This is a genomic window from Pseudomonas kielensis (assembly GCF_030505375.1).
GTDB classification, from domain to species: domain Bacteria; phylum Pseudomonadota; class Gammaproteobacteria; order Pseudomonadales; family Pseudomonadaceae; genus Aquipseudomonas; species Aquipseudomonas kielensis.
This window is the reverse complement of record NZ_CP130043.1, coordinates 4,705,203-4,730,673: the sequence shown is the minus strand read 5'-3', so window position 1 is coordinate 4,730,673 and position 25,471 is coordinate 4,705,203. Positions and strand designations below refer to the sequence as shown.

The 25,471-nt window shown below is 61.2% G+C and carries 22 protein-coding genes; 10 read left to right on the top strand and 12 right to left on the bottom strand.

What is annotated here, in order from left to right; genetic code table 11:
* Positions 1–775: 775 nt before the first annotated feature.
* Positions 776–1,231 carry a methyltransferase family protein gene (locus Q1W70_RS22105; protein WP_302097947.1) on the top strand — a complete coding sequence of 152 codons (456 nt, stop codon included), beginning with the start codon at positions 776–778 and terminating at the stop codon, positions 1,229–1,231.
* A gap of 110 nt (positions 1,232–1,341) precedes the next feature.
* Here the strand turns inward: Q1W70_RS22105 and Q1W70_RS22100 are convergent, their stop codons facing one another.
* From Q1W70_RS22100 to Q1W70_RS22085, 4 genes are all read right to left on the bottom strand, one after another.
* The gene (locus tag Q1W70_RS22100) at positions 1,342–2,454 is read right to left on the bottom strand and encodes a hypothetical protein (RefSeq protein WP_302097946.1); all 1,113 of its coding nucleotides are present in this window, start codon (positions 2,452–2,454) and stop codon (positions 1,342–1,344) included.
* Between the two features lie 119 nt (positions 2,455–2,573).
* A complete protein-coding gene (locus Q1W70_RS22095; RefSeq protein ID WP_302097944.1) occupies positions 2,574–4,007 on the bottom strand; it encodes an efflux transporter outer membrane subunit in 1,434 nt (477 codons plus the stop codon).
* A gap of 1 nt (position 4,008) precedes the next feature.
* Positions 4,009–7,218 carry an efflux RND transporter permease subunit gene (locus Q1W70_RS22090; RefSeq protein WP_166592830.1) on the bottom strand — a complete coding sequence of 1,070 codons (3,210 nt, stop codon included), beginning with the start codon at positions 7,216–7,218 and terminating at the stop codon, positions 4,009–4,011.
* Positions 7,215–8,291, bottom strand: coding sequence for an efflux RND transporter periplasmic adaptor subunit (locus Q1W70_RS22085; RefSeq protein WP_166592829.1), 1,077 nt, complete (start codon positions 8,289–8,291; stop codon positions 7,215–7,217). The genes Q1W70_RS22090 and Q1W70_RS22085 overlap by 4 nt, the downstream gene beginning before the upstream one ends.
* Before the next feature lie 468 nt (positions 8,292–8,759).
* Between Q1W70_RS22085 and Q1W70_RS22080 the strand changes: the two genes are divergently transcribed.
* Both Q1W70_RS22080 and Q1W70_RS22075 read left to right on the top strand, forming a co-directional pair.
* Positions 8,760–10,490 carry a SulP family inorganic anion transporter gene (locus tag Q1W70_RS22080; RefSeq protein ID WP_302097942.1) on the top strand — a complete coding sequence of 577 codons (1,731 nt, stop codon included), beginning with the start codon at positions 8,760–8,762 and terminating at the stop codon, positions 10,488–10,490.
* 197 nt (positions 10,491–10,687) lie between these two features.
* Positions 10,688–11,254: a P-loop NTPase family protein gene (locus tag Q1W70_RS22075; protein ID WP_166591123.1), complete on the top strand. Its 567-nt coding sequence runs from the start codon at positions 10,688–10,690 to the stop codon at positions 11,252–11,254.
* On the opposite strand, the gene Q1W70_RS22070 is transcribed toward Q1W70_RS22075, so the two are convergent.
* Positions 11,210–11,644, bottom strand: coding sequence for a GFA family protein (locus Q1W70_RS22070; RefSeq protein ID WP_166591122.1), 435 nt, complete (start codon positions 11,642–11,644; stop codon positions 11,210–11,212). The genes Q1W70_RS22075 and Q1W70_RS22070 overlap by 45 nt on opposite strands.
* Positions 11,645–11,774: 130 nt before the next feature.
* Between Q1W70_RS22070 and Q1W70_RS22065 the strand changes: the two genes are divergently transcribed.
* The gene (locus tag Q1W70_RS22065; RefSeq protein ID WP_182340573.1) at positions 11,775–12,230 is read left to right on the top strand and encodes a VOC family protein; all 456 of its coding nucleotides are present in this window, start codon (positions 11,775–11,777) and stop codon (positions 12,228–12,230) included.
* Here the strand turns inward: Q1W70_RS22065 and Q1W70_RS22060 are convergent.
* Positions 12,227–13,690, bottom strand: a complete 1,464-nt coding sequence (locus Q1W70_RS22060; protein WP_302097940.1) for an MFS transporter — start codon at positions 13,688–13,690, stop codon at positions 12,227–12,229. The two genes, Q1W70_RS22065 and Q1W70_RS22060, sit on opposite strands and share 4 nt — an antisense overlap.
* A 108-nt stretch (positions 13,691–13,798) precedes the next feature.
* Between Q1W70_RS22060 and soxR the strand changes: the two genes are divergently transcribed.
* The 4 genes from soxR to Q1W70_RS22040 all read left to right on the top strand — a co-directional run bounded on the left by soxR (position 13,799) and on the right by Q1W70_RS22040 (position 17,706).
* On the top strand, positions 13,799–14,263 hold the full coding sequence (soxR, locus tag Q1W70_RS22055) for a redox-sensitive transcriptional activator SoxR (protein ID WP_166591119.1): 465 nt from the start codon (positions 13,799–13,801) through the stop codon (positions 14,261–14,263).
* 142 nt (positions 14,264–14,405) lie between these two features.
* The gene (locus tag Q1W70_RS22050; protein ID WP_166591118.1) at positions 14,406–16,580 is read left to right on the top strand and encodes a TonB-dependent siderophore receptor; all 2,175 of its coding nucleotides are present in this window, start codon (positions 14,406–14,408) and stop codon (positions 16,578–16,580) included.
* A 275-nt stretch (positions 16,581–16,855) separates the two neighbouring features.
* Complete coding sequence (locus tag Q1W70_RS22045; protein ID WP_166591117.1) at positions 16,856–17,146, top strand: hypothetical protein; 291 nt, start codon at positions 16,856–16,858, stop codon at positions 17,144–17,146.
* Between the two features lie 80 nt (positions 17,147–17,226).
* A complete protein-coding gene (locus Q1W70_RS22040; protein WP_302097939.1) occupies positions 17,227–17,706 on the top strand; it encodes a hypothetical protein in 480 nt (159 codons plus the stop codon).
* Positions 17,707–17,708: 2 nt separating this feature from the next.
* On the opposite strand, the gene Q1W70_RS22035 is transcribed toward Q1W70_RS22040, so the two are convergent.
* The 4 genes from Q1W70_RS22035 to Q1W70_RS22020 all read right to left on the bottom strand — a co-directional run bounded on the left by Q1W70_RS22035 (position 17,709) and on the right by Q1W70_RS22020 (position 21,029).
* Positions 17,709–18,206 carry a signal peptidase II gene (locus tag Q1W70_RS22035; RefSeq protein ID WP_166591115.1) on the bottom strand — a complete coding sequence of 166 codons (498 nt, stop codon included), beginning with the start codon at positions 18,204–18,206 and terminating at the stop codon, positions 17,709–17,711.
* A gap of 134 nt (positions 18,207–18,340) precedes the next feature.
* A complete protein-coding gene (gene dsdC, locus Q1W70_RS22030) occupies positions 18,341–19,288 on the bottom strand; it encodes a DNA-binding transcriptional regulator DsdC (protein ID WP_166591114.1) in 948 nt (315 codons plus the stop codon).
* A gap of 56 nt (positions 19,289–19,344) precedes the next feature.
* Entirely contained in the window at positions 19,345–20,697 is a 1,353-nt protein-coding gene (dsdA, locus tag Q1W70_RS22025; protein ID WP_166591113.1) for a D-serine ammonia-lyase, read from the bottom strand.
* 122 nt (positions 20,698–20,819) lie between these two features.
* Positions 20,820–21,029: a GntT/GntP/DsdX family permease gene (locus Q1W70_RS22020; protein ID WP_166591112.1), complete on the bottom strand. Its 210-nt coding sequence runs from the start codon at positions 21,027–21,029 to the stop codon at positions 20,820–20,822.
* A 316-nt stretch (positions 21,030–21,345) separates the two neighbouring features.
* On the opposite strand from Q1W70_RS22020, the gene Q1W70_RS22015 reads away from it, so the two are divergent.
* Complete coding sequence (locus tag Q1W70_RS22015; protein WP_166591111.1) at positions 21,346–21,816, top strand: GNAT family N-acetyltransferase; 471 nt, start codon at positions 21,346–21,348, stop codon at positions 21,814–21,816.
* A 292-nt stretch (positions 21,817–22,108) separates the two neighbouring features.
* The gene (locus Q1W70_RS22010; RefSeq protein ID WP_166591110.1) at positions 22,109–23,335 is read left to right on the top strand and encodes an MFS transporter; all 1,227 of its coding nucleotides are present in this window, start codon (positions 22,109–22,111) and stop codon (positions 23,333–23,335) included.
* Positions 23,336–23,423: 88 nt separating this feature from the next.
* On the opposite strand, the gene Q1W70_RS22005 is transcribed toward Q1W70_RS22010, so the two are convergent.
* Entirely contained in the window at positions 23,424–24,800 is a 1,377-nt protein-coding gene (locus tag Q1W70_RS22005) for a sensor histidine kinase (RefSeq protein WP_166591109.1), read from the bottom strand.
* Positions 24,797–25,459, bottom strand: coding sequence for a response regulator (locus tag Q1W70_RS22000; RefSeq protein WP_166591108.1), 663 nt, complete (start codon positions 25,457–25,459; stop codon positions 24,797–24,799). The genes Q1W70_RS22005 and Q1W70_RS22000 overlap by 4 nt, the downstream gene beginning before the upstream one ends.
* Between the last annotated feature and the right edge of the window lie 12 nt (positions 25,460–25,471).

The following is a 25,471-nucleotide window of genomic DNA, read 5'->3' as shown; positions in this document are numbered from 1 at the left end:
TTCCTCCCCGCCCGAAAACCGAGCGGGTCTTGCCTTGATCATCAATAGGAGACCGGCCATTGAGGCGATGCGGATCATCATCACGATGGCCGCAGGTCTAGTGGAGCGATGCGAAGCGCCCGATCAGTTGAAGACGGCAGGAGGTGAGAAAGTAAGAGCGAAGAACGTACTGCGGCGACGTCGAAGCAACACAATTCCCGCCTGCCTGAACGTCCAGCATTGAGCGCAGATTTCAAGAGCAATGGGGAGATTGTGTAGCGATTGACTCATGGGGGCACGCTGGGGGAAAAGATGGTCTATTTGAATAATAGGTCGCGACGCGCGCCAAAGGCAACCCGCATCATGGCTGGTTTTCAGGAGCAACTGTTCAACCAAAAGCAGCCGTTGGTTACGGGATTGGTATAGATGAGGCACGTAATCAATGCTGCGAATGGCAAAAATCAAAAAAGGCCGCCAACGGCGACAGCCCTACCCCGTCTGAACGTCCGCTATTGGCCGATTCTGTTGAAAAAGTCGGCCATGGTTTCCACGGTAGAGAAGTATGCGCTTGAGATTGAAATCTTCACGTTGAGCAGAGGATTCGCGGCTCAGATTTCGCATAGCGACGCGCAAAAAGGCATGTTGAGCAGTCAGTACGTAGGCAGTCTGGAAGTACCGACTTTTTCAACAGAATCGGCTGAAAGCGGCCTCCCGAGAAAGCGCCACCCAGTGCTTGACCCTCTAGTGGCTATAACCCTCACACTGATCGCCCGTTCGTCTCTAATAGGAATTGATCATGGACAACCGCATCCCTCCGCCGCTGGTTGCTGCCCTGTTCGGTCTGTTGATGTGGTGCGCAGCTCGATACTTACCGGGCGCCGTGGCGTTGACTATCGAGTGGCGCATTGGCCTGGCGCTGGTGGTGTTGCTGGCAGGCGTCGCCATTTGTCTAGCCGGTGTGCTGTCCTTGCGCCGCGCCCATACCACGGTCAACCCGCTGAAGCCGGAAACAGCGTCGGCCCTGGTCAGCTCGGGCGTCTACCGATACACACGCAACCCCATGTACCTGGGCTTCGCCACAGTCCTGATAGCCTGGTCAATCCTCCTCGCCTGGCCACCGGCACTCCTCGGCGTGCTGGGCTTCGTGATGTATATGAACCGCTTCCAGATCGGGCCTGAGGAGCGGGCCCTTGCCAGGCTTTTCGGGCGTGAGTTCACGCAGTACTGCAGCCAGGTCAGGCGTTGGCTCTAGAAAGGAGCACGGCGCAGCACCGTGCTGGACCAGGGCCAACACCAATCCTCCCCTTTCCCTTTGGCGTGCGGCCCTCTTCTCGAGTGTCAGCCAGGTTGCGACGCGAAGGCTTAGTTTGCGGGCACGGTGATCACCGGCGTCTGCGGTGCCACGCCCGTTTCGGCCAGCGAAAACAGTACGAGCACAAACAAGAACTCCGACTTTGATTTCATGTCACGGTCATCGATCCAGAACCAATAGTCGCGATAGCGAACAGCGGCATAGGCATCGCTGGGTTGTTCCCGGCTTGAATAAATACGCACCAATGGTTCGTCCCATGGGCTGGGATGCGCAGGCGCAGCAGGTGCCGGGTTTGCACGCCCTTCCTGCAAATGTGCAGGTGGAACCTCGATGGTTGCGGCCAGTTCCACGAAGATTTCCGACATGGAACGAGTCAGTAGCGCGACCTCGGTATCGTGCCGTTGCACCATGCCGAACGTTAGATTCAGCTCACTGGCACCGCGCCTCAAGTGAAGGAGTTCGCGCACCCTTTGGCGATCGTTCTCGACATCGTCGGAGACATCACGCGAGATCAAGACGAGCATGCTTTCATCGCTGCTTCGCTGACTGATGCGCATGCCCAGCGACTCAGAGCGCTGGATCCTTCTGAAGGCCTCCAGTAACTCGTAGAAACGCGGATCGGCTGCTCGAAAGCGTGAGGGGGATGTGGACCGGTTGTAGACACCGTTAACGGCGCTGGTGGTCAATTGCAGGACACGATCGATGGGGTAGCCTGCCTGAATCAAGGAGAACACCGCGGCCGGCGACAGGGGCTGCAGTAAATAACGAGAAAATCTCTCCCCGGAAAGCGGGGTGTAGCTGATCGTCGGACGATCCGTGTACACCCCGGAAGCCCCTATGGCCTGGTTGTTTCCATCGCTGGGAAGTCCCGAATACCAACTCGCCGCAAGGTTGACCTGGCTCTGCATCGCGCTGGAGGCGATGACCGAGGAAACCTCGAGGAACACGGGCGCATCTGCGTAGCGCAATTTGACGATGTTGAGCAGTGTCTGCTCTTTCCAGGTCGAGGCGATGACCGCACTGTAGTCTGTACGGTCACGCTGAATCGAGTTCGGTCCCATCGTTGTGCACCCGGCGAAACAGCACGCCACCCACAAGAGCGCTACATGACGAATATGACCCGGCAATAGCCGGGTCTTCGCCATTGAAAGATCGTGGTCCATGACCTTGCCTCACAACGTAGTGTGCTGTTGCACCTGGCATTGGGGTTCAGCATGCGAGGTAACTGCTGCGCTGGATCGGCTTCATCAGTGTTCTTCTCTCACGTGTTGATGCGCCCCGATCAGGGTTCCTTTGCGGCGGTGGTTGCCGTCAGTTGGTCCGCCTGATTCACCCAACCTCCGCCAGTGGCCTTGTACAGATCAATCATGCTGGTGAACACCGAGCCACGGGTGCGGGTGTAGTTCAACTCGGCGTCAAACAGGCTACGTTCGGCATCCAGCACCTCTATGTAGCTGGTGTAGCCGTTGTCGTAACGCAGCCGAGCGAAATGAGCGTAGGTACGCAGTGCCTCGACCTGCCTGGCCTGGTAGGCCATCTGCTCTCTGGATTTGCTCGACGCGACCAAGGCGTTTTCCACATCCCTGAACGCCGATTGAATCGACTGTTGGTAGATCAGCAGCGCTTGTTGTTGGAAGGCTTCGGCTTGTTGCACCTGGCCGGCGATACCGCCGGCCGTGAAGATCGGCATGCTCGCCGCAACACCATAGGACCAGGTCGAAGCGGGCCCGGTGAACAGGTTAGACAGCTGGTTGCTGGCAGAGCCCAACAGCCCGGTCAGGGAAATGGTCGGGAAGTACTGGGCCTTGGCTGCGCCGATCTGGGCATTGGCCGAGATCAGGTTCAGCTCGGCCTGACGCAGGTCAGGTCGACGTTCGAGCAAATCCGACGGTAAGCCGGCAGGCACCGATGGCAGATTCAGTTGGGCCAGCTCACGCCCGCGAATGATCGGCCCCGGGTTGCGCCCAAGCAGCACGGCCAAGGCGTTTTCCTGTTGCGCGACCAAGGGTTCGAATTGCGCAACCGAGGCCTGGGTGCGCTCGAATTCGGATTGGTTCTGCGCCAACTCCATTTCGGAAATGGTGCCAGCACCAAAGCGTAGTTTGAATATCTCGAAGGAGTCACCGCGCACCTTGGCGGTCGTACGGGCGATTTCCAGTTCCCGGTCGAGATCGCGCAAGGTCACGTAACTCGATGCGACCGAAGCCACCAGACTCAAGATAACGCTTCGACGGCCCTCCTCCGAAGCCAGCAAATCGGCACGGGCGGATTCGTCGAGGCGGCGCAAACGGCCCCAGATGTCCAGCTCCCAGTTGACGCTGAGAATGGCCTGGTAGTTGTTGTACACCGGGTCCACCGATGAACCCAAAGGCACCGGACCGGAGTCGCGCGGCGAGCGGGACCGCTGCCCCTGGGTGCCCAGCCCGACTTGTGGAAACAGCAGGGAACGGGTCTGGCCGTATCGGCCCTGGAACTCTTCGACCCGCGCGGCGGCAATCTTGATGTCTTTGTTTTCGAGCAACGCGGTGCGGATCAGTTCATTCAGGACAGGGTCCTGGAACTGCTCCCACCATAGCGTGTTCGACAGATTCCTGGCTTCCTTGTCCGCGTAGCGGTAGGCCGCGGGGGTGTCGATATTCGGGGGCTGGTAGTCAGGCCCCACCATGCAACCCGCCAGGCCCAGGCACATCAACAGAGCAAAAGAGGGCTTAGCCATCTCAATCCCCCTCCTGTCGGTTTTGTGCCGCGCCGTCGGGAATCTGCGCAGCCTGAGTCAATTCGGCCGGCTTGGCAGCCTTTTGGGCGGTGTCCTTTTCCCCGAACATACGCTCCACCAGGTAATAGAAGAGCGGGATGAAGAAGATCGCGATCGCCGTCGCCGCCAGCATGCCGCCAATCACCCCGGTACCGATGGAGTGACGGCTGTTCTCGGACGCACCGACGGCAATGGCCAGCGGAACGCAGCCGAGGATAAACGCCAGGGATGTCATCACGATCGGGCGCAGTCGCTCTTTCGCGGCGGTCATGGCGGCATCGTAGGCGGACATGCCATTTTCCCGATTCAACACCGCAAACTCGAAGATCAGGATGGCATTCTTGGCAGCCAGCGCCACCAGCATGGTCAAGCCGATCTGGAAGTAGACGTCGTTGCTCAACCCCCGAAGCAGGACTGCGAGCAAGGCGCCGAACAAGGCGAAAGGCACCGCCAGCAGCACACCCACGGGAAGCGACCATTTTTCGTATTGTGCGGCGAGGATCAGGAACACCATCACCAGGCCAAAGATGAACACCTGGGAGGAGGCGCCACCGCTCTTTTTCTCCTCGAACGCCTCGCCGCTCAGGGCGAGCGCGTAGTCGTTGGACATGACCTGCTCGCTGATCTCTTCCAGGGCCTTGAGTGCCTGGCCGGAGCTGTAGCCCGGCGCCGGATTCGCCGTGAGCTTGACCGCTGGAAAGTTATTGAAGCGGGTCAGCAGGTCGGGGCCGGTGACGTAGCGGGTGGTCAGCAACGCCTTGAGCGGCACCATTTCAAGGTTTTTGCTGCGCACGAAGATCTCCTGCAGGTCCTCGGCCTTCAAGCGATAAGCCGGTTCGGCCTGCAAAATCACCTGCCACAGGCGACTGAACTTGTTGAATTGCGAAACGTACAGCGAACCGAACATGGTCTGCATGGCGCTGTAGACATCTTCGACCGGCACCCCCAGCGATTCCGCTTTTTCCCGGTCGACATCGACCATCAACTGCCGGGAAAACACATTGAAGGTGGAGGTAATGGCGCCAAGCTCGGGACGCTCCTTGGCCTTGGCCACCAGATTGCCAACCACTTCAGCCAGTTGATCGACGCTGCCGTCCCCCTTGCTTTGAATCCAGACTTCCATGCCGCCGGTGGTCCCCAGGCCGGGAATGGATGGAGGGTTGAGCGGCAGGATGATCCCGCCTTGAACGGTGGAAAACGCCTGCGTGGCTTTCTGGATCACCGCAGGGGCGCTCTGTGCCTTGATGGTTTCAGAATCCTTGTAGCGCCCCTCGAAATCCTTGAAGCCGACGAAAAACGCACTGGCATTGTTCTTGTTCTGGCCGTCGAGCAGGCTGTAACCGTTGACAATCGCGACGCCTTCGACGGCCTCGTCGTTCATGAAGAAGTCACTGGCCACTTTGCCCACTTCACCGGTGCGATCCAGGCTGGCGGCGTCAGGCATGATCACCGCACCGAGCAAGTAACCCTGGTCTTCCGGCGGCAGGAACGCACTGGGGATGCGCTGGGCCATCAACAGCATCAGCACGATCATCCCGGCAAAGAGCAGCAACGCCAGGACGAAGCGCTTGATCATGAAGGCCACGGAGCGGGAATAGCCTTCGGTCATCCGTTCGAAGCTGCGTTCGAACCAGCGGAAAAACGCGTTCTTTTCACCGTGCTGCGGCTTGAGCAGCAAGGCGGCCAGGGCCGGGGACAGGGTCAGGGCGACCAGGCCGGAAATCACCACGGAGATGGCGATGGTGATCGCGAATTGTTTGTAGAGCTGACCGGTGATACCGCCCATGAACGCCACCGGGATGAACACCGCGCACAGCACCAGGACGATGGCCACCACCGGGCCGGCGACTTCATCCATCGCCCGTTTGGCCGCGTCCTTGGGCGTCATCTTGTGCACATGCATGTTGCGCTCGACGTTTTCGATCACCACGATCGCGTCGTCCACCACGATACCGATGGCCAACACCATGCCGAACAGCGTCAGCATGTTCACCGAAAACCCGAGGGCGGCCATGCCGATGAACGTACCGACAATCGACACCGGCACTGCCAGCACCGGAATCAGCGTGGCCCGCAGGCTCTGCAGGAAGATGAAGACCACGATGACCACCAGCACCAGGGCTTCGAAGAACGTGTGGATCACCTCGGAAATCGAAGCCCGGGTAAAGGCCGTGGTGTCCATCACGATCTTGTATTCGATGCCTTCGGGAAACGTGGCCTTCATGTCCGACAGGGTCTTGGTCACCGCCGCCGAAACGTCCAGAGCGTTGGCGCCGGGCTGCTGGTACACGGCAATCAGCGTCGCCGGCCGGCCCTGATAGGTGCTACGCAGGGAGTAGTCCTTTTGCCCGAGTTCGGCGCGACCGACGTCCTTGAGTCGAACGATGGCCGCGCCGTCATTGCTGGCGCGCAAGATGATGTTCTCGAACTCCGAAGGCTCGGTCAGGCGTCCCTTGGTGGTCACGGCAAAAGACTGCTCGACGGGTTTGCCGGTTGGCGACTGGCCGACCCGGCCGACGGCGAACTGCTGGTTCTGATTGGCGACGGCTTGCTGCACATCGGCAGCGGTGATGCCCAACTGGGCCATGCGGTCAGGCTTGAGCCAGATCCGCATGGCGTAGTCGGGCGTGCCGAAGATGCTGGCCTGGTTCGCCCCCGGAATCCGCTTGATCGCATCGAGGATATAAAGGTTGGCGTAGTTGGCGACGTAGGTGCTGTCGAAGCGATCGCCGGCGGAATACACGGCCAGCACCATCATGAACGCCGAGGATTTTTTCTGTACCTGGATGCCCTGGCTCTGCACGGCGGAGGGCAGTTGCGGCAAGGCCAGGTTCACCCGGTTCTGCACGTCGACCTGGGCCAGGGATGGATCGGTGCCGATTTCGAAGAACACGTTGAGGGTCATGTTGCCCGTCGCGGAGCTCGACGAGTTCATGTAGATCATGTTGTCGGCACCGTTGACCTGCTGCTCGATGGGCGCCGCCACGTTATTGGCGACGACCTGGGCATCGGCACCGGGGTAAGTCGCGGCCACCGTGATCTGCGGCGGCGTGATGTCCGGGTACTGCGCAACAGGCAGCTTGAGCATGGCCACAGCACCGGCCAAGGTGATAACGATGGAAATCACCGAGGCGAAGATGGGCCGGTCGATGCAATAGTGGGAAATACTCATTGGCTTTTCCCACCATCGGCTTTTGCCGGTTGCCCATCGGCGGCGCCTGTGGATGCGGCGCCGGGGGCGTCGACGATGTTCAATGGCCCGCCCGGCGTGACCCTGATCGCGCCATCGACCACGATACGCTCGCCGGACCGCAGGCCCTTATTGATGAACCAGTTGTCACCTTGCCAGTCGCCCACTTCAACCACCCGTTGCTCGGGTTTTCCTTCGGCATTGAGGACCCATATGAAGTGACTCTTGGCCCCCTCCAATACCGCCTTTTGCGGCACCAGAATGGCGTTGGGCCGGGAGGCGCCTTTGGCCAGGGCCCGCACAAACTGGCCGGGACGGAGCAGGCCATTGGGGTTGGCGAGCACTGCGCGGACCAGGAAAGTGCCCGTGCCCTGGCTATAGGAAGGCGCCAGAAAGTTCACCGTGCCCGTGTTGGGCACCACGGTGCCGTCCGCCATGACGACCTCTACGATCAACTCACTGCGCGGCGGAAAAATGAGATGGCCGGCGGCGACATCGTCGCGGTACTTCAAGGTTTCGTTTTCCGAGAGGCTGAAGTTGACGTACATCGGGTCCATTTGTGACACCGACGTCAGCAGTCCCGACTCGCCTGGCGTCACATAACTGCCTTCCTGCTTCTTGGAATAGCTTGCAAGCCCGGTGAGGGGAGAGACGATGGTGGTGTAACTGAGGTTCAGTTGCTCGGTGCGCACATTCCCCTCTGCGGCCAACACGGCGGCACGTGTCTCACGCTCGTTGCCCACGGCATTGTCCAGGTCCATCTTGCTGACCGCATTTTGCGCGGCCAGGGGCCGGACCCGAGCCAACGTAGCCTTGGCCACTTCCCAGCGGGCCTGTTGCTGGGCCAGTTGGCCCTGGGCCGAGAGCAGCGCGGCCTCAAAAGGTTTACGGTCCATCTGGAACAGCTTCTGCCCGGTTTTCACCAGATCACCTTCGGTGTACAGCCGCTGATCAAGGAAGCCGGCCACGCGAGCACGGATTTCCACCTCGCGGGAGCTCTGGGTCTGAGCGACGAATTCGAAGGTGACTGGGGTGTCGCGGGCAGTGACTGTCATGACCGTCACTTCAGGCGGCTTGCGAGCCGGGGAAACCGGTGCCTTGTCACACCCGTAAAGCTGGCTCAAAACCCCTGACAAAAGGACCAATGCCATCACGGCACCCTTTCTAGCATTGTTCATGTTCCCCCCCCTCCCCGGCTTCGGAACAGATACTCGAGCCGATGCGTAGCCATTTTTTGCTAAACGCTAACACCAGCCGACATTGGCATTTCTGACAAAAATCAATGCAAGTGCCAGGACAGCCCTGCCACCCATCGATTGGCACTCAAACCCTGCGAAGCGCGATGAGCAAACCGGTACAAACCGCCACTGTTGAAGGTTTGGCAAACAAACGACATTGAACTGGATGGCCTGGATTGGCGAAGAATAGTTGATTTAAAGCAGACCACGACGACCGCCGCGCTTTCATACTGATTTATTCGAGTGCATTTGCTGAAAACAGTGAGTCTCGTCCTGGAGTTTTCAATGAGTCCGCGCCCCTCTGAATCAGAGTCCCCCCCACACACTGCCCCGCCGGACGTCGCGCACGAGCAGTCCCGCCGCTCGCAAAAACGATTGCCGGAATGGATACGCAACTATCGGCAGAGCTGGCTCAGAGGCGATACGGTCGCGGGTCTGACCACCGCGGCCGTGGTCATCCCCAAAGCACTGGCATACGCCACCATTGCGGGTCTGCCGGTTCAGGTAGGGCTCTATACCGTGATGGTGCCCATGCTGATTTATGCCGTGCTCGGCTCGTCGCGGCCACTGAGCGTGAGTACGACAACGACACTCGCCATCCTGGCGGGTTCGGCACTTGATCAGATTGGTGCGTCCGGCGATCCGGCAGCCTTGATGGCAGGTTCAGCCACATTGGCCTTGCTGGTAGGGGGATTCCTCGCGCTGGCGGGACTTTTGCGCATGGGCTTTGTCGCCAACTTTATCTCCGAACCTGTACTCGTAGGATTCAAGGCAGGAATCGGCATCGTGATAGTGCTTGACCAAGTGCCCAAACTCATCGGCATCCATATTGATAAGGGCAACTTCTTCCATAACTGTTGGGCCACGTTACAGGGGCTCCCCGATGCGTCGTTGATTACCGTTGCAGTCGGGCTGTTCATGGTGCTTATCCTGATCACAATGAAGCGTTTTACGCCGGCCATACCAGCACCATTGGCAGCAGTGGCCATCGGGATTCTGGGGGTGAGCTGGCTAGGGCTGGATACCCATGGTCTTTCGGTAGTCGGTTATGTTCCCACCGGCTTACCTGCCTTGACGTTGCCCAAGTGGGAACTGGTAGCAACGCTCTGGCCTTCTGCTGCGGGCATTGCCTTGATGAGTTTTACGGAAACGATCGCTGCGGGGCGTGCCTTTGATCGCAGTGATGAACCCTCGCCTCAAGCAAACCGGGAGTTGATCGCAACAGGCATGGCCAATATAGGGGGAGCCTTCCTGGGTGCCATGGTTGCCGGAGGGGGCACGACGCAGACGGCGGTGAACCGCCTGGCGGGGGCCCACACTCAGTTGGCGGGATTGATCACCGCCATTCTGGCGTTGGGGGCCGCTCTGTTATTGGCCCCCTATATTGGCTTGATGCCCAACGCCACATTGGCTGCCGTGGTGATCGTCTATTCAGTTGGGCTGGTTGCCCCTTCCGAGTTTCGAGAAATTCTCAAGGTCCGCCGCACAGAGTTTGTTTGGGCTCTTGTCGCGACGTTGGGCGTCATGATGCTTGGCACATTACAAGGTATCCTCGTGGCCATCATCGTCTCTCTCCTGGCCTTGGCTCATCAAGTTTCCGACCCACCGGTGTATGTGATCGTTCGCAAGCCAGGCACTAATGTTTTTCGTCCAGAGAGTGATGCCAACCCTCTTGATGAGCATTTCTCGGATTTACTCCTATTGCGCCCCGAAGGCCGTATCTTCTTCGCGAATGCTGAGAGGATCGGGCAAAAAATGCGCACCTTGATCGACCAGGCGAGACCACGCTTTGTGGCGCTTGATTTCAGTGGTGTGTTCGACCTGGAATACACCGCGCTCAAAATGCTGACCGATGGTGAGCGCCGACTTCGCGATGAAGGCGTGACACTCTTGTTCGTAGGCATGAACCCAACGGTACTGGCGATGATGATGCATTCGCCCTTGGCGGAATTGAGCCGCACACGAATGTTCTTCAACCTTGAGCAAGCGGTTGCGAATTACCAGACGAGTCAATAGGGGCCAAGGCTGTGTGCTGGGGGGGGCGCGGCGCCTGTATCAACCCCCTCCCCCGGCATTATCCGCGCCCCGCTGGCCAGCGATGCTTGAGCGGCCCACGCGGCAAAGGCGATCTGACGCCTGCCTCGTTTTTTAGCTGCCAGTTGCTGCAGAATCCTGCACAATCGCCGGCTTTTTTCGCGACAGGCAGTGGGACCATGCAACGGATTGTAATTCTCGGCAACGCCGGTAGCGGCAAATCTACCCTGGCCCGCGCCCTCGGCAGCCGCCTTGGACTGCCCGTGGTGCATTTGGACAGGCTGTTCTGGGAGCCTGGTTGGGTCGAGCCCGACGCCGAGCAGTTCCGCACCCGCGTCAGGGCCGCGGTTGCGCCAGAGGCCTGGGTCTGTGAAGGCAACTATGCCCGGCGCACCTTCGACCTGCGCCTCCCCGGTGCCGACCTGATCATCTGGCTCGACACTGGGCGGCTCACCTGCCTCACCCGGGTGATCCGGCGCAGCGTCATGAACCGCCCCCGCCCCGACCTTGCAGCAGGCTGTAGCGAGAAAATCGATCGGGCGTTCCTGACCTTCCTGAACTTCGTGTGGAACTTCGACCGTGGCTACCGTCCCGGCATCGAGGCGGTGCGCCAGGCCATCGGCCCGCAGATCCCTACCCTGCACTTGCGCGGTTCCCGGCAGATCCGCGCCTTTCTCGACAGCCTGCCGGCAACGCCGCCATCAATCAGCGTCGACCTGCAATGCCTGCAAAATAAACTCGAGTGATTCCGGCGCCGCACGGTGACTGTTCGGCGAGCGGTGCTGATCCCAGGGCATGGCGTCATCGGTGCAGAAATCGCCGATGCACACACTGCTCAGTTCGACGTCCAGCAGCCCCAGGGGAATCCAGAAGTACGGGGTCTGGCGCAGAGGATTAGGCACCGTGGAGCCACATGAAGAGCAAAAGTCGTTCCTGTAGCCGCTGGGTTTTTGCCAACTGCTGATCAGCGCCTGTCCTGCGAGCCAACGAAATTCATCCGCCTTGACCAGCGTGGCGAGGTTATGGCCGACCCCGGTTTGCTTGCGGCACAGGCTGCAATGGCAGCGATAGAAGTAGCGCGGTTCAACCTCCAGGGAGAAACGTACAGCCCCGCACAGGCATTGCCCGGATGTCATGGATAGCTCCTTTGCACAACGATAATCGGCATTTCTACAGGCTGGACTGGGCGAGGGCCAGAAAAAACACCGGTCGAACTCCACGACTGACGTGGCTACGATGGGTTCCCCCTACCGGAAGAGCCCTGCCATGGAACTGAAATTCAGTCATGTCGATGTACTGGTCAACGACCTCAAGCAAGCCTGTGACTATTACACCCAGATACTGCAGGCCAGGATCTCCCGGACTCTGGTCTGGGAGCGCGGTGGCCTGCACGTGCGTTACGCGATTGCGCTGATCGGCCAGGAACGCTTCATGTTGGTCCAACCGTTGGCGGGGAACCTGAAGGAACTGCTGGACACCGCGGGCGAGGGAATGATTTATCGCCACTGCTATTCAACACCGGACATCGAACAGGCCTATGACGACCTGCTGGCCCGCGGGGTCCAGCCAGAGGATGAAAATGGCCAACCCTTGACTCGCGCCAACCTGCAGTCCCCTTCCGGGACGCGCATCATCTGGCTGCCCAAGCGCTTTGGCCACTTTTCTATCGAGATCCTCGAAGAGCAGGCGCTGGAAGCCTTTATCGAGGCGGCCTTTGCCTAGCCGCCCGTTGCTTTTGCATACCCCCGCACCACCCGCCGGGCCGTCAGGATGCCCACCAGCGGCGCGAGGGCGAACACGCCAAACAGCCAGCTTGCGGCATTCGCTGTGCCCGCGACGCCTCCGGGATCAGTCAGGCCAGCGAGGTTCGCCACCATTCCCGCCAGCGCCGCACCGAGCGCCGTGGCGAACAATTGCACCGTGGTGATCGACGCCGACGCCAGGTCCTGTTCTCCCGCCGGGGCTACCTGGAATATCCGGGTCAGCAGATGGGGCCAGGCCAGGCCGACGCCCAGGCCGATGATGACCAGCGCCAGGCAGATCGGCAGGAGTGCCTGCCAGTCACCGCTGCTTTCGCTGCGCAGCAGAACGGCCAGGGCTGCCATGCCGGCGAATCCAAGCAACGGACCGGCGAGAATCACCCGCCCCACGGCCCGGCCACTTACGCCTGAACTGCCAATCGAACCCAGCGTCCAGCCCGCGGCCATGAGTGCCGCCAGGTAACCGGCCATCAGTGGCGACTGTTGATGGAGAACCTGGAGGAACAGCGGCACGAAGATCTCGCCACTGGTGACCGCGACCGCGAGCAACGACATCGTTGCGTAGAGCACACCGAGCGCCGACGTGATGGAAAATGCACCGGCCGGCAGCAGGCGCTGGCGGGTGCGGCTTTCGATGTAGATCAGCAGGGCGGTGAGGATCGCGGCCGCGCCAAGGCCGAGGATATTCCAGGACAGCCTCGACGCCACGCTGCCGGCCGACACGCAGAGCACCGCCGCCGTCAGCAACACCAATTGGGCCAACGGCAATGGCACGCGCGGCGGTTGGTCCGCGCTGCGTTTGGGCAGTACGCGTGCTGCCAGCACCGCGAACAGTATGGCGACCGGGATCAACGACCAGAACGCCGCCCGCCACACGCCCAGTTGCGCAAAGATCCCCCCGACGGCGGGACCGACCAGGGTGGCCACCCCCCACATGCCGGAGACCAGGGCCATCGCCCGCGGCCATAAGGCTTGGGCGAAGACCAGCCGGATCATGGCGTAGGACAGTGCGAACAACAATCCGCCACCCAGCCCCTGGATAAGCCGGCCCGTGAGCATGACGGCCATGGACGGGGCAAATGCGCAGATCAGCGCACCGCAGGCAAACACCAGTGTCGCGGCAATGTACGCGCCCCGTGGTCCCATGCCCGTCAGCCAGCGCGCCGACAGCGCCGAGCCGAGGATCGACGCCGCGACGAAGAGTGTGGTGTTCCAGGCGTAATAGTCGAGGCCGCCGATGTCCTTGACCACCGAGGGCAGGATGGTGGTGGCGATGTAGACATTGATCGCATGGAGTACCACGCCCCCAGCGAGTGCGAGCGAGCGCACGCCATTGGCCCCCGATAGCAGGTCGGCCCAGCCAGTGCCTGCCTGTGGCGCAGATTGCAAATGATCGTCAGCGGGTCCTTCACACGTGTCCATGTCAGCTCCAGTCAGTGGTCCCACACGCCACCGCGAATGGGTGCTTGCAACGACAAGCCGACCTCCTTATAAAACCTCATCCATAGATGAGGTCAAGAGAAAGCTGCCATGTCGATCGATGTTCGCGTGCCTCTTTCGGTAGGAGAAGTGTCCCGGCGCTGCGGCGTGACGGTGGCCACCGTGCACTTCTATGAAACCAAGGGCTTGATCCACGCCGAGCGCAGCGCCGGCAACCAGCGGCGTTATGCACGGGAAGTACTGCGCCGGGTAGCCATTATCAAGATCGCCCAGCGCGCGGGCATCCCCCTGGCGACCATCAAGGCGACACTGGACCAATTACCGGCCGGGCGCACCTTGACGGCGCAGGACTGGAAACACCTGTCGACGATCTGGCGGGACATGCTCAGCGTGCGAATTCATAGCCTCAGCCAGTTGCGCGATCAACTCGACGGCTGTATCGGCTGCGGGTGCCTGTCGATGGATGACTGCCCGCTGCGCAACCCCGCTGATCGCCTGGGTCAACAGGGCCGCGGTGCGGTCCTGCTCGACCAGGAGCCGCCGGCCCAGGACTGAATGCGGCAACCTGCTCCACACTTGTCACGCTCCCATAGATTTTTTTCATTACAGGCTTTTTCACCGCGGCAATTCCTGAGAGAATATTTGCTAATGATTCTCAATAGCTCTATTTATATCATTAACAATCCAGGAGCCCCCCATGTCGCGTGTTACCCCGCCGTGCTGTTTGAATGCGCCCCGAAACCTTCTGGCCATGGCCATCTGCATGGCTAGCCTGGCGCCCGCCTTTGCCGATGACAGCGGCGCGGTGCAGCAAACCTCCAGGCCGACCACCCTGGAACTGGGCGCTACCGAAATCACCAGCACCCACCTGGGCAGCACCACCGAGGGCACGAGTTCCTACACCACTGGCGCCATGTCCACGGCGACCAAGCTGCCGCTGACCATGCGTGAAACGCCCCAGGCCGTCACCGTGATCACCCGCCAGCGCATGGACGACCAGGCCATGACCAGCATCAACGATGTGGTCAATGCCACCCCAGGGTTGTTCCTCGACTATTCCAGCGGCCCCGGCCGGCAGTCCTACTCGGCGCGCGGTTTTGACATCGACAACCTGATGTATGACGGCATCCCGAGCGGCTATCAAGGCTGGATCGTCGGCGCCCAGCCAAACCTGGCGATGTTCGATCGGGTCGAAGTGGTACGCGGGGCCACCGGCCTGGTGACCGGTGCGGGCAACCCTTCGGCCGCCATCAACCTGGTACGCAAGCGGCCGCTGGACGAGCAGAAAGTCACCCTCACCGGCGCGGCCGGCACGTGGGACAACTATCGCGGCGAGGTCGATGCCTCCAGCCCGCTCAACGACAGCGGCACCTGGCGCGGCCGGGTCGTGACCTCCTACCGCGACGCCAACAGCTTCGTCGATGATGTCGACGAACAGCATGGCCTGTTCTACGCGATCACCGAAGCGGACCTGAGCGACGACACCACCCTGACCCTCGGCTTCTCCAACCAGAAGGACAAGACCAACTACTTCTGGGGCGCCTCGATGATCGGCCTGGATGGTCATCATCTGGACTTGCCGCGCTCCTACAACCCCGGCACTGACTGGGAGAACAAGGATCAGGAGATCAACACCCTGTTCGCCGAAGTCCGCCAGCAGTTGGCCAATGACTGGAAGTTGCAGTTCAACGCCAACTACTCCGAACAGAACGCACTGTTCACCGGGTCCTACCAGTCGCGCTGGGTCAACAACACCCTGGCCCGTACCGTCTACCAGTCCGCCCACGATGAAAACCAGGCCGGCGTCGACGCGTTTGTCAGTGGTCCGTTCGAGGCACTGGGGCGCAGCCATGAATTGGTGGTGGGTGCCAGCAAGCGCATCTACGACATGACCACCCACAATTACTCCCCGTACGACACCAATTGGCCGATCAATGCCGGCAAACCGGACTTCGTGCACACCGACAACAGCCGCGAAGTCACCACCCAGGACGGCCTGTACCTCACCACCCGCCTGAGCCTGGCCGACCCGTTGAAGCTGATCCTCGGCGGCCGCCTGGACTGGTACGACTATGACAACCGCGATGGCGACGGCGACTACAAGGTCACCCGTAACGTCACCCGCTACGCCGGCCTGATCTACGACCTGGACGAGCATCACTCGGTCTACGTCAGCTACAGCGACATCTTCACCCCCCAGAGTTCCAAGGGCACCTCCGGTACGCCGGTCAAGCCAATCGTCGGCAAGAACTACGAGGTCGGCATCAAGGGCGAATACTTCGACGGTGCGCTGAATGCGAGCCTGGCAGTGTTCCGCATCGACCAGGAAAACCGTGCCGTGCAGGTGTACGTGCCCAACTGCCCGCAGGCCACCTGCTATGAGGCCTCCGGCGAGATTCGCAGCCAGGGCATCGACTTCGAACTGCAAGGCGCACTGACCGAGAACTGGCAGGTGGGCGGCGGCTATACCTATGCCCGCCTGCACACCATCAAGGATGCGGCCAAACCTCAGAACGAGAACCAACGTTACGACACTGACACCCCGGAGCACCTGTTCAAGCTCACCACCCGCTACAGCTTCCAGGGCCCGCTGGAAAAACTGCGGGTCGGCGGCAACGTCTCCTGGCAGAGCCGCATGTACAACGACGTCGCCCTGCAAGATGGCAGCACCTACCGTCTCGAGCAGGGTGGCTACGCCATTACCGACCTGATGGCCGGCTACCGGGTCAACCAGAACCTGGACCTGCAACTCAACGCCAACAACATCTTCGACCGCGAGTACTACTCGTCCATCTCCAACTCCACCAGCTACGGTGGCGACACCTACGGCACTCCGCGCAACATGATGTTGACCGCCAAATACAGCTTCTAGGTGCCCCAGGCGCAGGGACGCGCACGGCTCAAACAAGCAAGGAGCCGATCTCACCGGGCTCGCTGCTTGATGTTTGAGTCGCACACTGATTCATGGCACTTCATCTCCCCACTCGCGGCCGTCGACGCAGCCTCGCGCTGCTACGCTTTTACAGAGCACCCTCCTCTGCCCAGGTGACTGCCATGAGCACGGCCGCGCTGTCAGAACTCGATGCCAGCGCCATGTGAACCATGGGCGTATTCGGCGGCAACCAACGTCCATTCAGGGGAAGCCAGATGAACGCAACCACAGTGGGCAAATGGGCGGCCTGCCTGCTCGCCCTGCCCTTGCTGCTGACGGTCGGATGCAGCAGCAAAACCAGTCGGACCACCTATGGGAGCGCCAGCCAGGCCTCCAACTGCTATGCCAAGGCGCTGCCCACTGTCGGAGAAGGCGGCCTGGCCTGGGGCTCGACCCTGGGCGTGGCGCGGCAAAAATCCCTGGCCAGTTGTCAACGCTACGCCGGTCGATCCGGGGGCACGCCGCGCACCTGCAAAGTGGTGCTGGCCGAGTGCAAAACCCGCTGACACCGGCGGCCAGCACACGGAGTGGATCGATTCTGCTGCTACGCTTTGATCTACTTCGAATGGATTAATACGATGTATGGGTGCATCCCCCTCCTCACATCATCTGCCTGGAGGCGGCCATGAGCCGCCGGCTGATGGCCGGCCTCACCGTGGCGCTTATCGGCGTGACCAGTTACGCGCTGATCCAGTGGCAGCTGGTCAACCAGCACAAACGCGAGGTGCAGTGCGCAGAGGCCCGGCACGCACTCAAGGAGGTGCAGATTCGGGCGCGGGCATTGGCCGCCGGCTTGTCGCTGGATGCCTACAGCCAGGAGGAGGAAGCCAAGGTGGCCGCGCTGATCAAGGCGCTCGACGCTGCCCGCAATGAAAGCGAGGTCAACGCCGTGATCGGCGCCCATGCGGCCGCCATCGAGGCCGAGGCGGCGGCGATCGATGCGCAGGTGGACACCCGGGGCGACCAGGTCTTCCTCGAACAGCGCCGCATGGAACAGCGCATCACCGTGGACGTGAAACAGGAACTGCAGCGCGCGGCGAAGGCCGTCAGCGTGACCTGTGACTAGCGTCAGGCCTGGCGCGGCTTGCGCCATTCAGCCAGTAGCAGGACAGCGGCCCCGACCATGATGGCGATATCGGCAATGTTGAACACCCCGGTATGCAGCGGCCCCAGGTTGAGTACCAGGTAATCGACCACGTGTCCGTCACGGTACACCCGGTCGATCAGGTTCGACGCCCCACCCAGTGCAATGCAGTACACCGCCAGCGCCTTGCCTGGCGAACTGATCCAACGCGACAAGGCCCAGCCGATCGCCCAGCACACCACAGCACCCACGCCGACGATGAAGATCAGTTGCTTGACCGCCGGTGCCAGGCCGGCCCCCAGGCTCAGGAACGCACCAGGGTTGAGGCTCAAGGCGATATCCAGCCAGGCGAAACTGCCGCCGATCTTGAAGCTCTGCGCCGACAGCGACAGCAGCGCCAGCACCTTGATCCACTGGTCGAACGCGATAAATACCAGGCCGAGCATGACGGCAAACCAGCGATTCGTTGTGACTCGTTCCATGAACAATCCTTGGGCTGACTCTCATGCCTGCACGGGAGGCACGCACCGCCGTTTTGGCAGCGGCGGCAAGATAGCGCAGCTGACGGGTGTCGTCCATTCACCACTAACCTGGCGCGGTCCGTGCTGCGGGCAGCTCAAGCCGCCGAGCCTTCGCCGGCCTTTTCCTTGAGCCAGTCGATCAGCACCTGCACCCGTGGGGGCATGGGGTCACGGTGGGGGTGGACGAGAAAATAGTCGTAGCGCCCCGGCTGGGAAAATCCACCGAACGGCAGGATCAGTTCGCCCTGGTCGATGCGGCTCTGTACCAGGCGCTGGCGGCCGATGGCGATGCCCGCGTGGTTGATGGCCGCCGTCACACACAGGTCGGAACGATCGAACGTCAGCCCGCGTTGCGGCAAGACCTCGAGCAGCCCCTGCTGCCGGGCCCAGAGTTGCCACTCGGCATCGTAGACCGCGTTGTCCCAGGCCAGGGCATCGTGCAACAGCGTGCAGTGGCGCAGGTTGTGCGGCGCCTCAAGCAGGCCGTGGCGCTCGGCATACAGCGGGCTGCAAACCGGCGCGATGGTCTCGCTCATCAAGGCATGACTGGCCAGCCCGGGGAATTCGCCGTTGGCGTACAGCAGCGCGAGGTCGACGTTTTGCGTGCGGAAATCGATGGCGTCGTTGCCGACCCGGATGTCCAGGGCAATGTTCGGGTAACGTTGGTGAAAGTCCGCCAGGCGTGGCACCAGCCAGCATTGCGCAGCCGAAGGTCGGGCATACAGCGCCACCGACCCGCAGAGCTCGGCCTGGGGCGATTGTTGCAGGGCTTCGGACAACTGCTCCATCACCCCTTCGAGGATCGCGAACACGCGCTCGCCCTCCCCGGTCAGGCGTACGCGACGGGTCAGGCGCTCGAACAGGCGCAGGTCCAGGGCTTGCTCCAGGCGGGCGATGCGGTGGCTGACGGCGCTGGGCGTGACGCACAATTCTTCGGCGGCCAGGGCAAAACTCAGGTGCCGGGCGGCGACCAGAAAGGTGTGCAGGTTGGCGAACTGGGAACTGTTGAGCCGGGAGCTCAATCGAGGAGGCAGGTTCAGCATCGGGGCGTTTTTCCGCGGGCGAGAAACCCGGGGCCGCGCGGCCCCGGGTGCAATGGCTAATGTGCGGCCAACAGTGTACGTCCCTGCTCCAGGTACGCGTCCATTTCTTGCGCCGGCACCATGCTGCCGCCCGTGCCCCACACCAGGTGCGTGGCGTTGGCCAGGCGCTGCGCGTCGAGGCCCAAGCGCTGGCGATACCCCTGTTGCTCTTGCAGCACCCGCAGGAACCCGGGCAATCCGGCCAGCGCCGAGGGCTCCAGCTTCAGGCCTTCCTCGGCATGCAGCAGGGCCAGCAGGCGGTACATCTGCTCGTCACTGAGGGTGTAGTAGCCGTCGAGCAAGCGTTGCATCGAGCGCCCGACAAACCCCGACGGTCGCCCCACTGCCAGGCCATCGGCGGCGGTGCGGTTGTCGATGCCAAAGTCATAGACACTGACCTCATCGTGCAGCCCGGTGTACACCCCCAGCAACATGCACGGCGAGTGTGTCGGCTCGGCAAACACGCAGTGCACCGCGTCGCCGAAAATCTGCTTCAGGCCAAAGGCGACGCCACCAGGGCCGCCGCCGACACCGCACGGCAGATAGACAAACAGCGGGTGTAACGCGTCGACCGTAATCCCCGCGGACACCAGTTGGTGCTGCAGGCGACGCGCCGCCACCGCATAACCAAGGAACAGATTGATCGAGTTCTCATCGTCGACAAAATGGCACTTGGGATCGCTCTCGGCCTGCTGCCGGCCCTGCTCGACGGCGACGCTGTAGTCCGATTGATACTCGACCACGGTCACCCCGCAGGCACGCAGGCGGTCTTTCTTCCATTGCCGGGCATCGGCGGACATGTGCACGGTGGCCTTGAACCCCAGGCGTGCGCTCATGATGCCGATGGACAGGCCGAGGTTGCCGGTGGAGCCGACGGCGATGCTGTACTGGCCAAAAAAGGCCCGGGCGGCATCGCTGTCCAGGGTGCTGTAGCAAGCACCCGGCTGAATCAGGCCGCCGGCCAACGCCAGGTCCTCGGCATGCTTGAGCACCTCATAGATGCCGCCCCGGGCCTTGATCGAACCGGAAATCGGCAGCAGATTGTCGGCCTTCAGCCACAATGCGCCCTGCACCGGCAGTTGCTCCTCGGCGCAGAGGGTGGCCTGCAGGCGCGGCAGCGCAATCAGCGGCGACTCGATGATGCCAGCGCTCGCCTGGGTCTCGGGGAACGCCGACTGAATGTAGCTGGCGAACCGCTCGAGCCGGGCGCTGGCGTCATCCACGTCGGCCAGGCTCAACGGCACGTCACCCAAGGCCTGCGCGGTCGGCGCCAGGGCCGGGTTGAACCAGGTGACGGGCTCGACCCGGGTCAACGGGCCAATCAGGGGGTGGCTCTGACACCAGTCAGCCAGGGATTTGTTGTGAATCATGGTTCTACTCCAGACAGTGGACAGCATCGCGGGTGTGCTCAAACCCACTGCGATACCAATAACGTCATACCCAGGGCCACGACCGAGGCCAGCAAGGTTCCAACAGTAAATTTTTCAGCGCCTCACCCAGGTACACCCCCAGGCCCGGCATCGCCCGGGTGGCCGTGAGGCGGGCGGGCGATGGACGACAGCGGCATGCCCGCGCCCGCCCCGACGACAAAACTGGCGAGCATCAGCGCCAGGAAGGAATGAACGCGAAACTTGACCACCAGCACGACAATCAAGCCGATGGCCGCCATCAAAATCAGTAGTAAACCCGCCTCTTCGTGCATGACATCCCCTTGTTATTGTAGTGAGCGCATGAGACCGCGCGGATCGCAGTCCGCGGCGATTAAGCGCCAGGGGGCGGGGGGCTTACAAAGGATGGTTGTTCAATGGATGGATGACGTGGAGTCATCTATGGACTAAGCCGAACGCCAACTGGTCTGGCCGCAGATCGAAAATTGGCTGGGCGAGTTTGGCCATTGGCGCGATATAAATCCGCCACCAAGGGTGCTGTTACCACTTGGGGTCGGCACCGAAGCGGGCAGGAAAGGCTTGGTGCATCGACATTTAACGTGAGCGTTTCCACCGCCATTAAGGATGAGCATGACAGCAGTAAAACAGGCGTTATCGATTCGCCCAGTAGAACAAAGGGACTTCGAGCAGTGGTGCGATTTTTGGGCCAAGTACCAGGCGTTTTACGAGGTAGATGTCGGTTTGGCGACGACCAAGATAACTTGGGCACGCTTCTTTGACAGTGCCGAACCTGTGCATTGCGCGGTCGCCTGCGACGGCGAACGCCTCTACGGTTTCGTCAACTTCGTCTTTCACCGCTCGACCTGGGGCCGCAATGACTTCTGCTACCTGGAAGATCTCTACGTCTGCCCAAGCGCACGGGGCCAGATGATAGGTAAACAACTTATCGAGTATGTGCAAAGGCAAGCGCAGGAAAAAAACTGTGAACGGCTTTACTGGCACACCCAGCAAACCAATCAAACCGCCCAAAGGTTATACGACTGGATTGCCGAAAAACCTGGCGTTATCGAATACCGAATGCCATTGGCTACTGGCGCGTAAAGGGTGCTCGCCTGGGTTTCTGCGGCCACAGGGGTGGTCGCAGACACTAACATCGTCATCAGTGCTCAGTGTGCGAGGCACCGACTTTTAAACAGCATCGGCAGATGACCGAACCCGCTGAGGCCATATCCGGCACTGCCGTTTATGGCCTGCCCCCAACGACGTCGCATTGATTGCGCTGATGATGACTATCAAGCGGCACGCCTGTTGAATTACCAGAACTGATTCCTATAATCGCCTCCCTTTTCCCCCCGCCTGGCTTCAGGCGACATGTCCCTCTGGAATCAACACCATGCCAAGCGCCAGCCAGGCCCCTCGCGACATCCCTGAACATAGCCAACAAAGTGTCAAACAGCAGTGGTTGGCGATTCTCTCCGTCGCCGTGGGTGCATTCGCCCTGGTCACCAGTGAGTTTCTCCCGGTGGGCGTACTCAACGATGTCGCCAGCGACCTGGGCATCAGTGCCGGTCACGCCGGCCTGATGGTGACCCTGCCCGGCATCATGGCCGCCCTGGCCGCCCCCTTGCTGTCGGTCGGGATTGGCGCCATGGACCGTCGATACCTACTGATCGGCCTGACGCTGATCATGATCATCGCCAACTCGGTCGTGGCCTTCGCCAGCGACTTCAGCCTGCTGCTGTTCGGTCGTGTTCTGTTGGGTATCAGTATCGGCGGCTTCTGGGCGACGGCGATCGCGCTGAGCGGCAGGCTGGCGCCCAAGGGCGTTGGCGTAGCACAGGCCACCTCGATCATCATGGTCGGCGTGACCTTGGCCACCGTGCTGGGCGTGCCCGTAGGCACCTGGCTCAGCGGCCTGATGGGCTGGCGCATGACCTTCCTGATCACTGCGCTGATGGGGGTACCGGTGTTACTGGCGCAGATCTTCCTTCTACCGCGCCTGACCCCGGAAAAGGCCATCCGCATCAGTGACCTGCCGGCCCTGTTTATCAATCCACAAGCGCGCGTCGGATTGATCGCGGTATTGCTGATCGGCCTGGCGCACTTTGCCGCGTACACCTACGTCGCCCCCTTCTTCAAACACAGTGCCGGGTTCGACGGACCGACCATTGGTTCGTTGCTGCTGCTCTTTGGCGTGGCCGGGGTCATGGGCAATATTTTTGCCGGCTTCGCCGCCAACCGCAGCGTACGTCATACCCTGCTGCTGGTGGCCCTGATGATCGGCACCAGCACCGCCCTATTCCCCCACTTCGCCACCGGCATGACCGGCGCTGCGATGCTGATCGCGCTCTGGGGCTTCGCCTTCGGCGCCTTCCCGGCCTGCGCCAGTATCTGGATGTTTGTCGTCGCGCCCAAGGATGTAGAACGCGGGATGCCGCTATTCGTCGCCTTGTTCCAGGTGATTATCGCGCTGGGCTCATTCTTCGGCGGGCAGATCGTCGACCAACTGGGCAGCTCGGTACTGCTGAGTCTCGCCACGGCGCTGGTCGGTTGCGGTTTTGTCACGGTGCTGGTGCTGGGGCGTAACATCACCAATAGCCTGGCGGCCCAGCCCTGCTAACCCGGGCCCATTTGCCTCCTGTATTGCCAAGGTGACGCCCTGCGCTGATGCAAGAGCCGGAGGGCGAACCGAGGTACTTGCCACAGGTTCAACCATCTCGATTGTCGGCAATCTCCAAGGTTGCCCGTAGCCCGCCCGATTCGCGGTTCTGCAGTTTGATACTCCCTCCCAAACGGACGGCAATTGCCTGCACGATAGTCAGGCCCAACCCGGCGCCCTGGTCGTTGCCATGACTGTAAAAGCGTTCGAATAACCGTTCGCGATCAGCTTCGTCGATACCTGGCCCCTCGTCTTCGACCGACAGCTCGAGGTGCTCCCCTTTTTTGGCCAGTCGAACCGTGATCGTGCCATGCGGTGGGGAGAAGTTTGCGGCATTGGTCACCAGGTTGTTCAGGGCAATATGGATGGCGGCGGGATCTGCCCTTACCGGCGACAGCGGGCCGCTGACATCGAATGCCAGTTCCAGCCCCCGGCTCAGCAGCCAGGGCGTCAACTGCACCAGCGCTTCGCGAACCGTCGCCTCCAGATCAATGCAGGGCGTTGCAGAAAGCATCGATTGCGGTTCAATTCGCGCCATGGTCAGCAACTGATTGACCAGCCGACTGGTCCGATCCACGCCTTTGATCAAATGCTCGAGGGACTCACGGCGGTCCTCATCGGAGCCCGATTCCATGAGGTTCTGCGCATGCACCCTGAGAACCGCCAACGGCGTGCGCATTTCGTGGGCCGCATCGGCGATGAACCGCCGCTCCCGACCCAGCACTTCCTGGATCTGCGCCAGCATCCGGTTCAGTGCGGCCTGCATCGGTTCCAGCTCGGTGGGCAGGGGCACCATCTGTAGGGGTTCAAGCGAGCCGGAATGCCTGGCACGCAGGGTCCTCGCCATGTTTTCCAGGGGTTTGAGCCCCCAGCCGATCGCCAGCCAGATCACCACCGCCAGCACCAGACTTCCGAGCAGGTTGGGCACCACCGTATGGCGAACGATGCGATCCACCAGGTCGGCACGCACATCGTCACGCTCACCCACCCATATTTTCAGGGCGTATTGGGGGTCATCGAGCATGAACGCTCGCCATTTGCGGCCATTGAGGTCGACCACGTCACTGAAACCGGTTGTGTCCGGGGCAGAGGTGAAGGTCGGCGCACTGGCGGTGTGCACCAACAATGTGCCCTGCGTATTCCAGACCTGGAAAGCGATCTTGCTTTCGTAAGGATGGCCGTCGATCTTAGGCACCGCCTGACTCAACGCCAGATTGAATGCCTGATAAAGCTCGGCGTGTTCCTTGCTGGCCATCGGCATGCGCATGATGCCTTGCAACAGACGAGCGTTCTGAGCCAGTTGGGCGTCATAGACCTCATCAATTTCGTGATTGCTGTCGTGCAGGTTGAACACCGTCATGATCAACAGACCGACAAACAGCAGGCCGAGAATCAGCGTCAGTGTGCGGCGCCGAATCGAGGTCATGGGCGTTCTTCTACCAGGTAGCCGACGCCACGTATGGTACGGATCAGGTTGCTGGAGAATTTCTTGCGCAGGTGATGAATATGCACCTCCAGGGTGTTGCTTTCCGCCTCTTCGCTCCAACCATAGAGCAATTGCATCAAGTGGTCGCGGGTCATCACCCGACCTGGCGGCGACAGCAATTCGTGAAGCAACTGATACTCCTTGGGCGTCAAGGGCACCGGCTCGCCCTGATAGCTGACTTGCTGGGTACCCGGGTTGAGGCTGATGCCGGCGTGTTCGATCAGGAGCTGGGCACGCCCGGCACTGCGCCGCAACAACGCACGCAAGCGGGCCTTGAGCTCGGCCAGGTCGAACGGTTTGATCAGGTAATCGTCGGCCCCGGCGTCCAGGCCCGCGATACGGTCTTCTGTGGCATCGCGGGCGGTGAGAATCAGCACCGGCAGGTTGGAGCCGCTGTCCCTGAGGCGCCGTAGCACTTCAAGACCATCCATGCGCGGCAGCCCCAGGTCCAGCACCGCCAGGTCAAAGGTTTCACTGAGTAGCGCATGCAGGGCACTGCTGCCATCGCGAATCCAGTCGACGGTATACCCTTCTCGGCCCAGGGCTTGATCGATACCTTCTCCCAGCGCCAAGTCATCCTCGATCAGCAATAGACGCACATGCAGCACTCC

Excerpts from the sequence above, each read along its gene's own strand:
- Q1W70_RS22105 (WP_302097947.1), top strand. The coding sequence starts at position 776 with ATGGACAACCGCATCCCTCCGCCGCTGGTTGCTGCCCTGTTCGGTCTG.
- Q1W70_RS22100 (WP_302097946.1), bottom strand. The coding sequence starts at position 2,454 with ATGGACCACGATCTTTCAATGGCGAAGACCCGGCTATTGCCGGGTCAT.
- Q1W70_RS22095 (WP_302097944.1), bottom strand. The coding sequence starts at position 4,007 with ATGGCTAAGCCCTCTTTTGCTCTGTTGATGTGCCTGGGCCTGGCGGGT.
- Q1W70_RS22090 (WP_166592830.1), bottom strand. The coding sequence starts at position 7,218 with ATGAGTATTTCCCACTATTGCATCGACCGGCCCATCTTCGCCTCGGTG.
- Q1W70_RS22085 (WP_166592829.1), bottom strand. The coding sequence starts at position 8,291 with ATGACAGTCACTGCCCGCGACACCCCAGTCACCTTCGAATTCGTCGCT.
- Q1W70_RS22080 (WP_302097942.1), top strand. The coding sequence starts at position 8,760 with ATGAGTCCGCGCCCCTCTGAATCAGAGTCCCCCCCACACACTGCCCCG.
- Q1W70_RS22075 (WP_166591123.1), top strand. The coding sequence starts at position 10,688 with ATGCAACGGATTGTAATTCTCGGCAACGCCGGTAGCGGCAAATCTACC.
- Q1W70_RS22070 (WP_166591122.1), bottom strand. The coding sequence starts at position 11,644 with ATGACATCCGGGCAATGCCTGTGCGGGGCTGTACGTTTCTCCCTGGAG.
- Q1W70_RS22065 (WP_182340573.1), top strand. The coding sequence starts at position 11,775 with ATGGAACTGAAATTCAGTCATGTCGATGTACTGGTCAACGACCTCAAG.
- Q1W70_RS22060 (WP_302097940.1), bottom strand. The coding sequence starts at position 13,690 with ATGGACACGTGTGAAGGACCCGCTGACGATCATTTGCAATCTGCGCCA.
- soxR (WP_166591119.1), top strand. The coding sequence starts at position 13,799 with ATGTCGATCGATGTTCGCGTGCCTCTTTCGGTAGGAGAAGTGTCCCGG.
- Q1W70_RS22050 (WP_166591118.1), top strand. The coding sequence starts at position 14,406 with ATGTCGCGTGTTACCCCGCCGTGCTGTTTGAATGCGCCCCGAAACCTT.
- Q1W70_RS22045 (WP_166591117.1), top strand. The coding sequence starts at position 16,856 with ATGAACGCAACCACAGTGGGCAAATGGGCGGCCTGCCTGCTCGCCCTG.
- Q1W70_RS22035 (WP_166591115.1), bottom strand. The coding sequence starts at position 18,206 with ATGGAACGAGTCACAACGAATCGCTGGTTTGCCGTCATGCTCGGCCTG.
- dsdC (WP_166591114.1), bottom strand. The coding sequence starts at position 19,288 with ATGCTGAACCTGCCTCCTCGATTGAGCTCCCGGCTCAACAGTTCCCAG.
- dsdA (WP_166591113.1), bottom strand. The coding sequence starts at position 20,697 with ATGATTCACAACAAATCCCTGGCTGACTGGTGTCAGAGCCACCCCCTG.
- Q1W70_RS22020 (WP_166591112.1), bottom strand. The coding sequence starts at position 21,029 with ATGCACGAAGAGGCGGGTTTACTACTGATTTTGATGGCGGCCATCGGC.
- Q1W70_RS22015 (WP_166591111.1), top strand. The coding sequence starts at position 21,346 with ATGACAGCAGTAAAACAGGCGTTATCGATTCGCCCAGTAGAACAAAGG.
- Q1W70_RS22010 (WP_166591110.1), top strand. The coding sequence starts at position 22,109 with ATGCCAAGCGCCAGCCAGGCCCCTCGCGACATCCCTGAACATAGCCAA.
- Q1W70_RS22005 (WP_166591109.1), bottom strand. The coding sequence starts at position 24,800 with ATGACCTCGATTCGGCGCCGCACACTGACGCTGATTCTCGGCCTGCTG.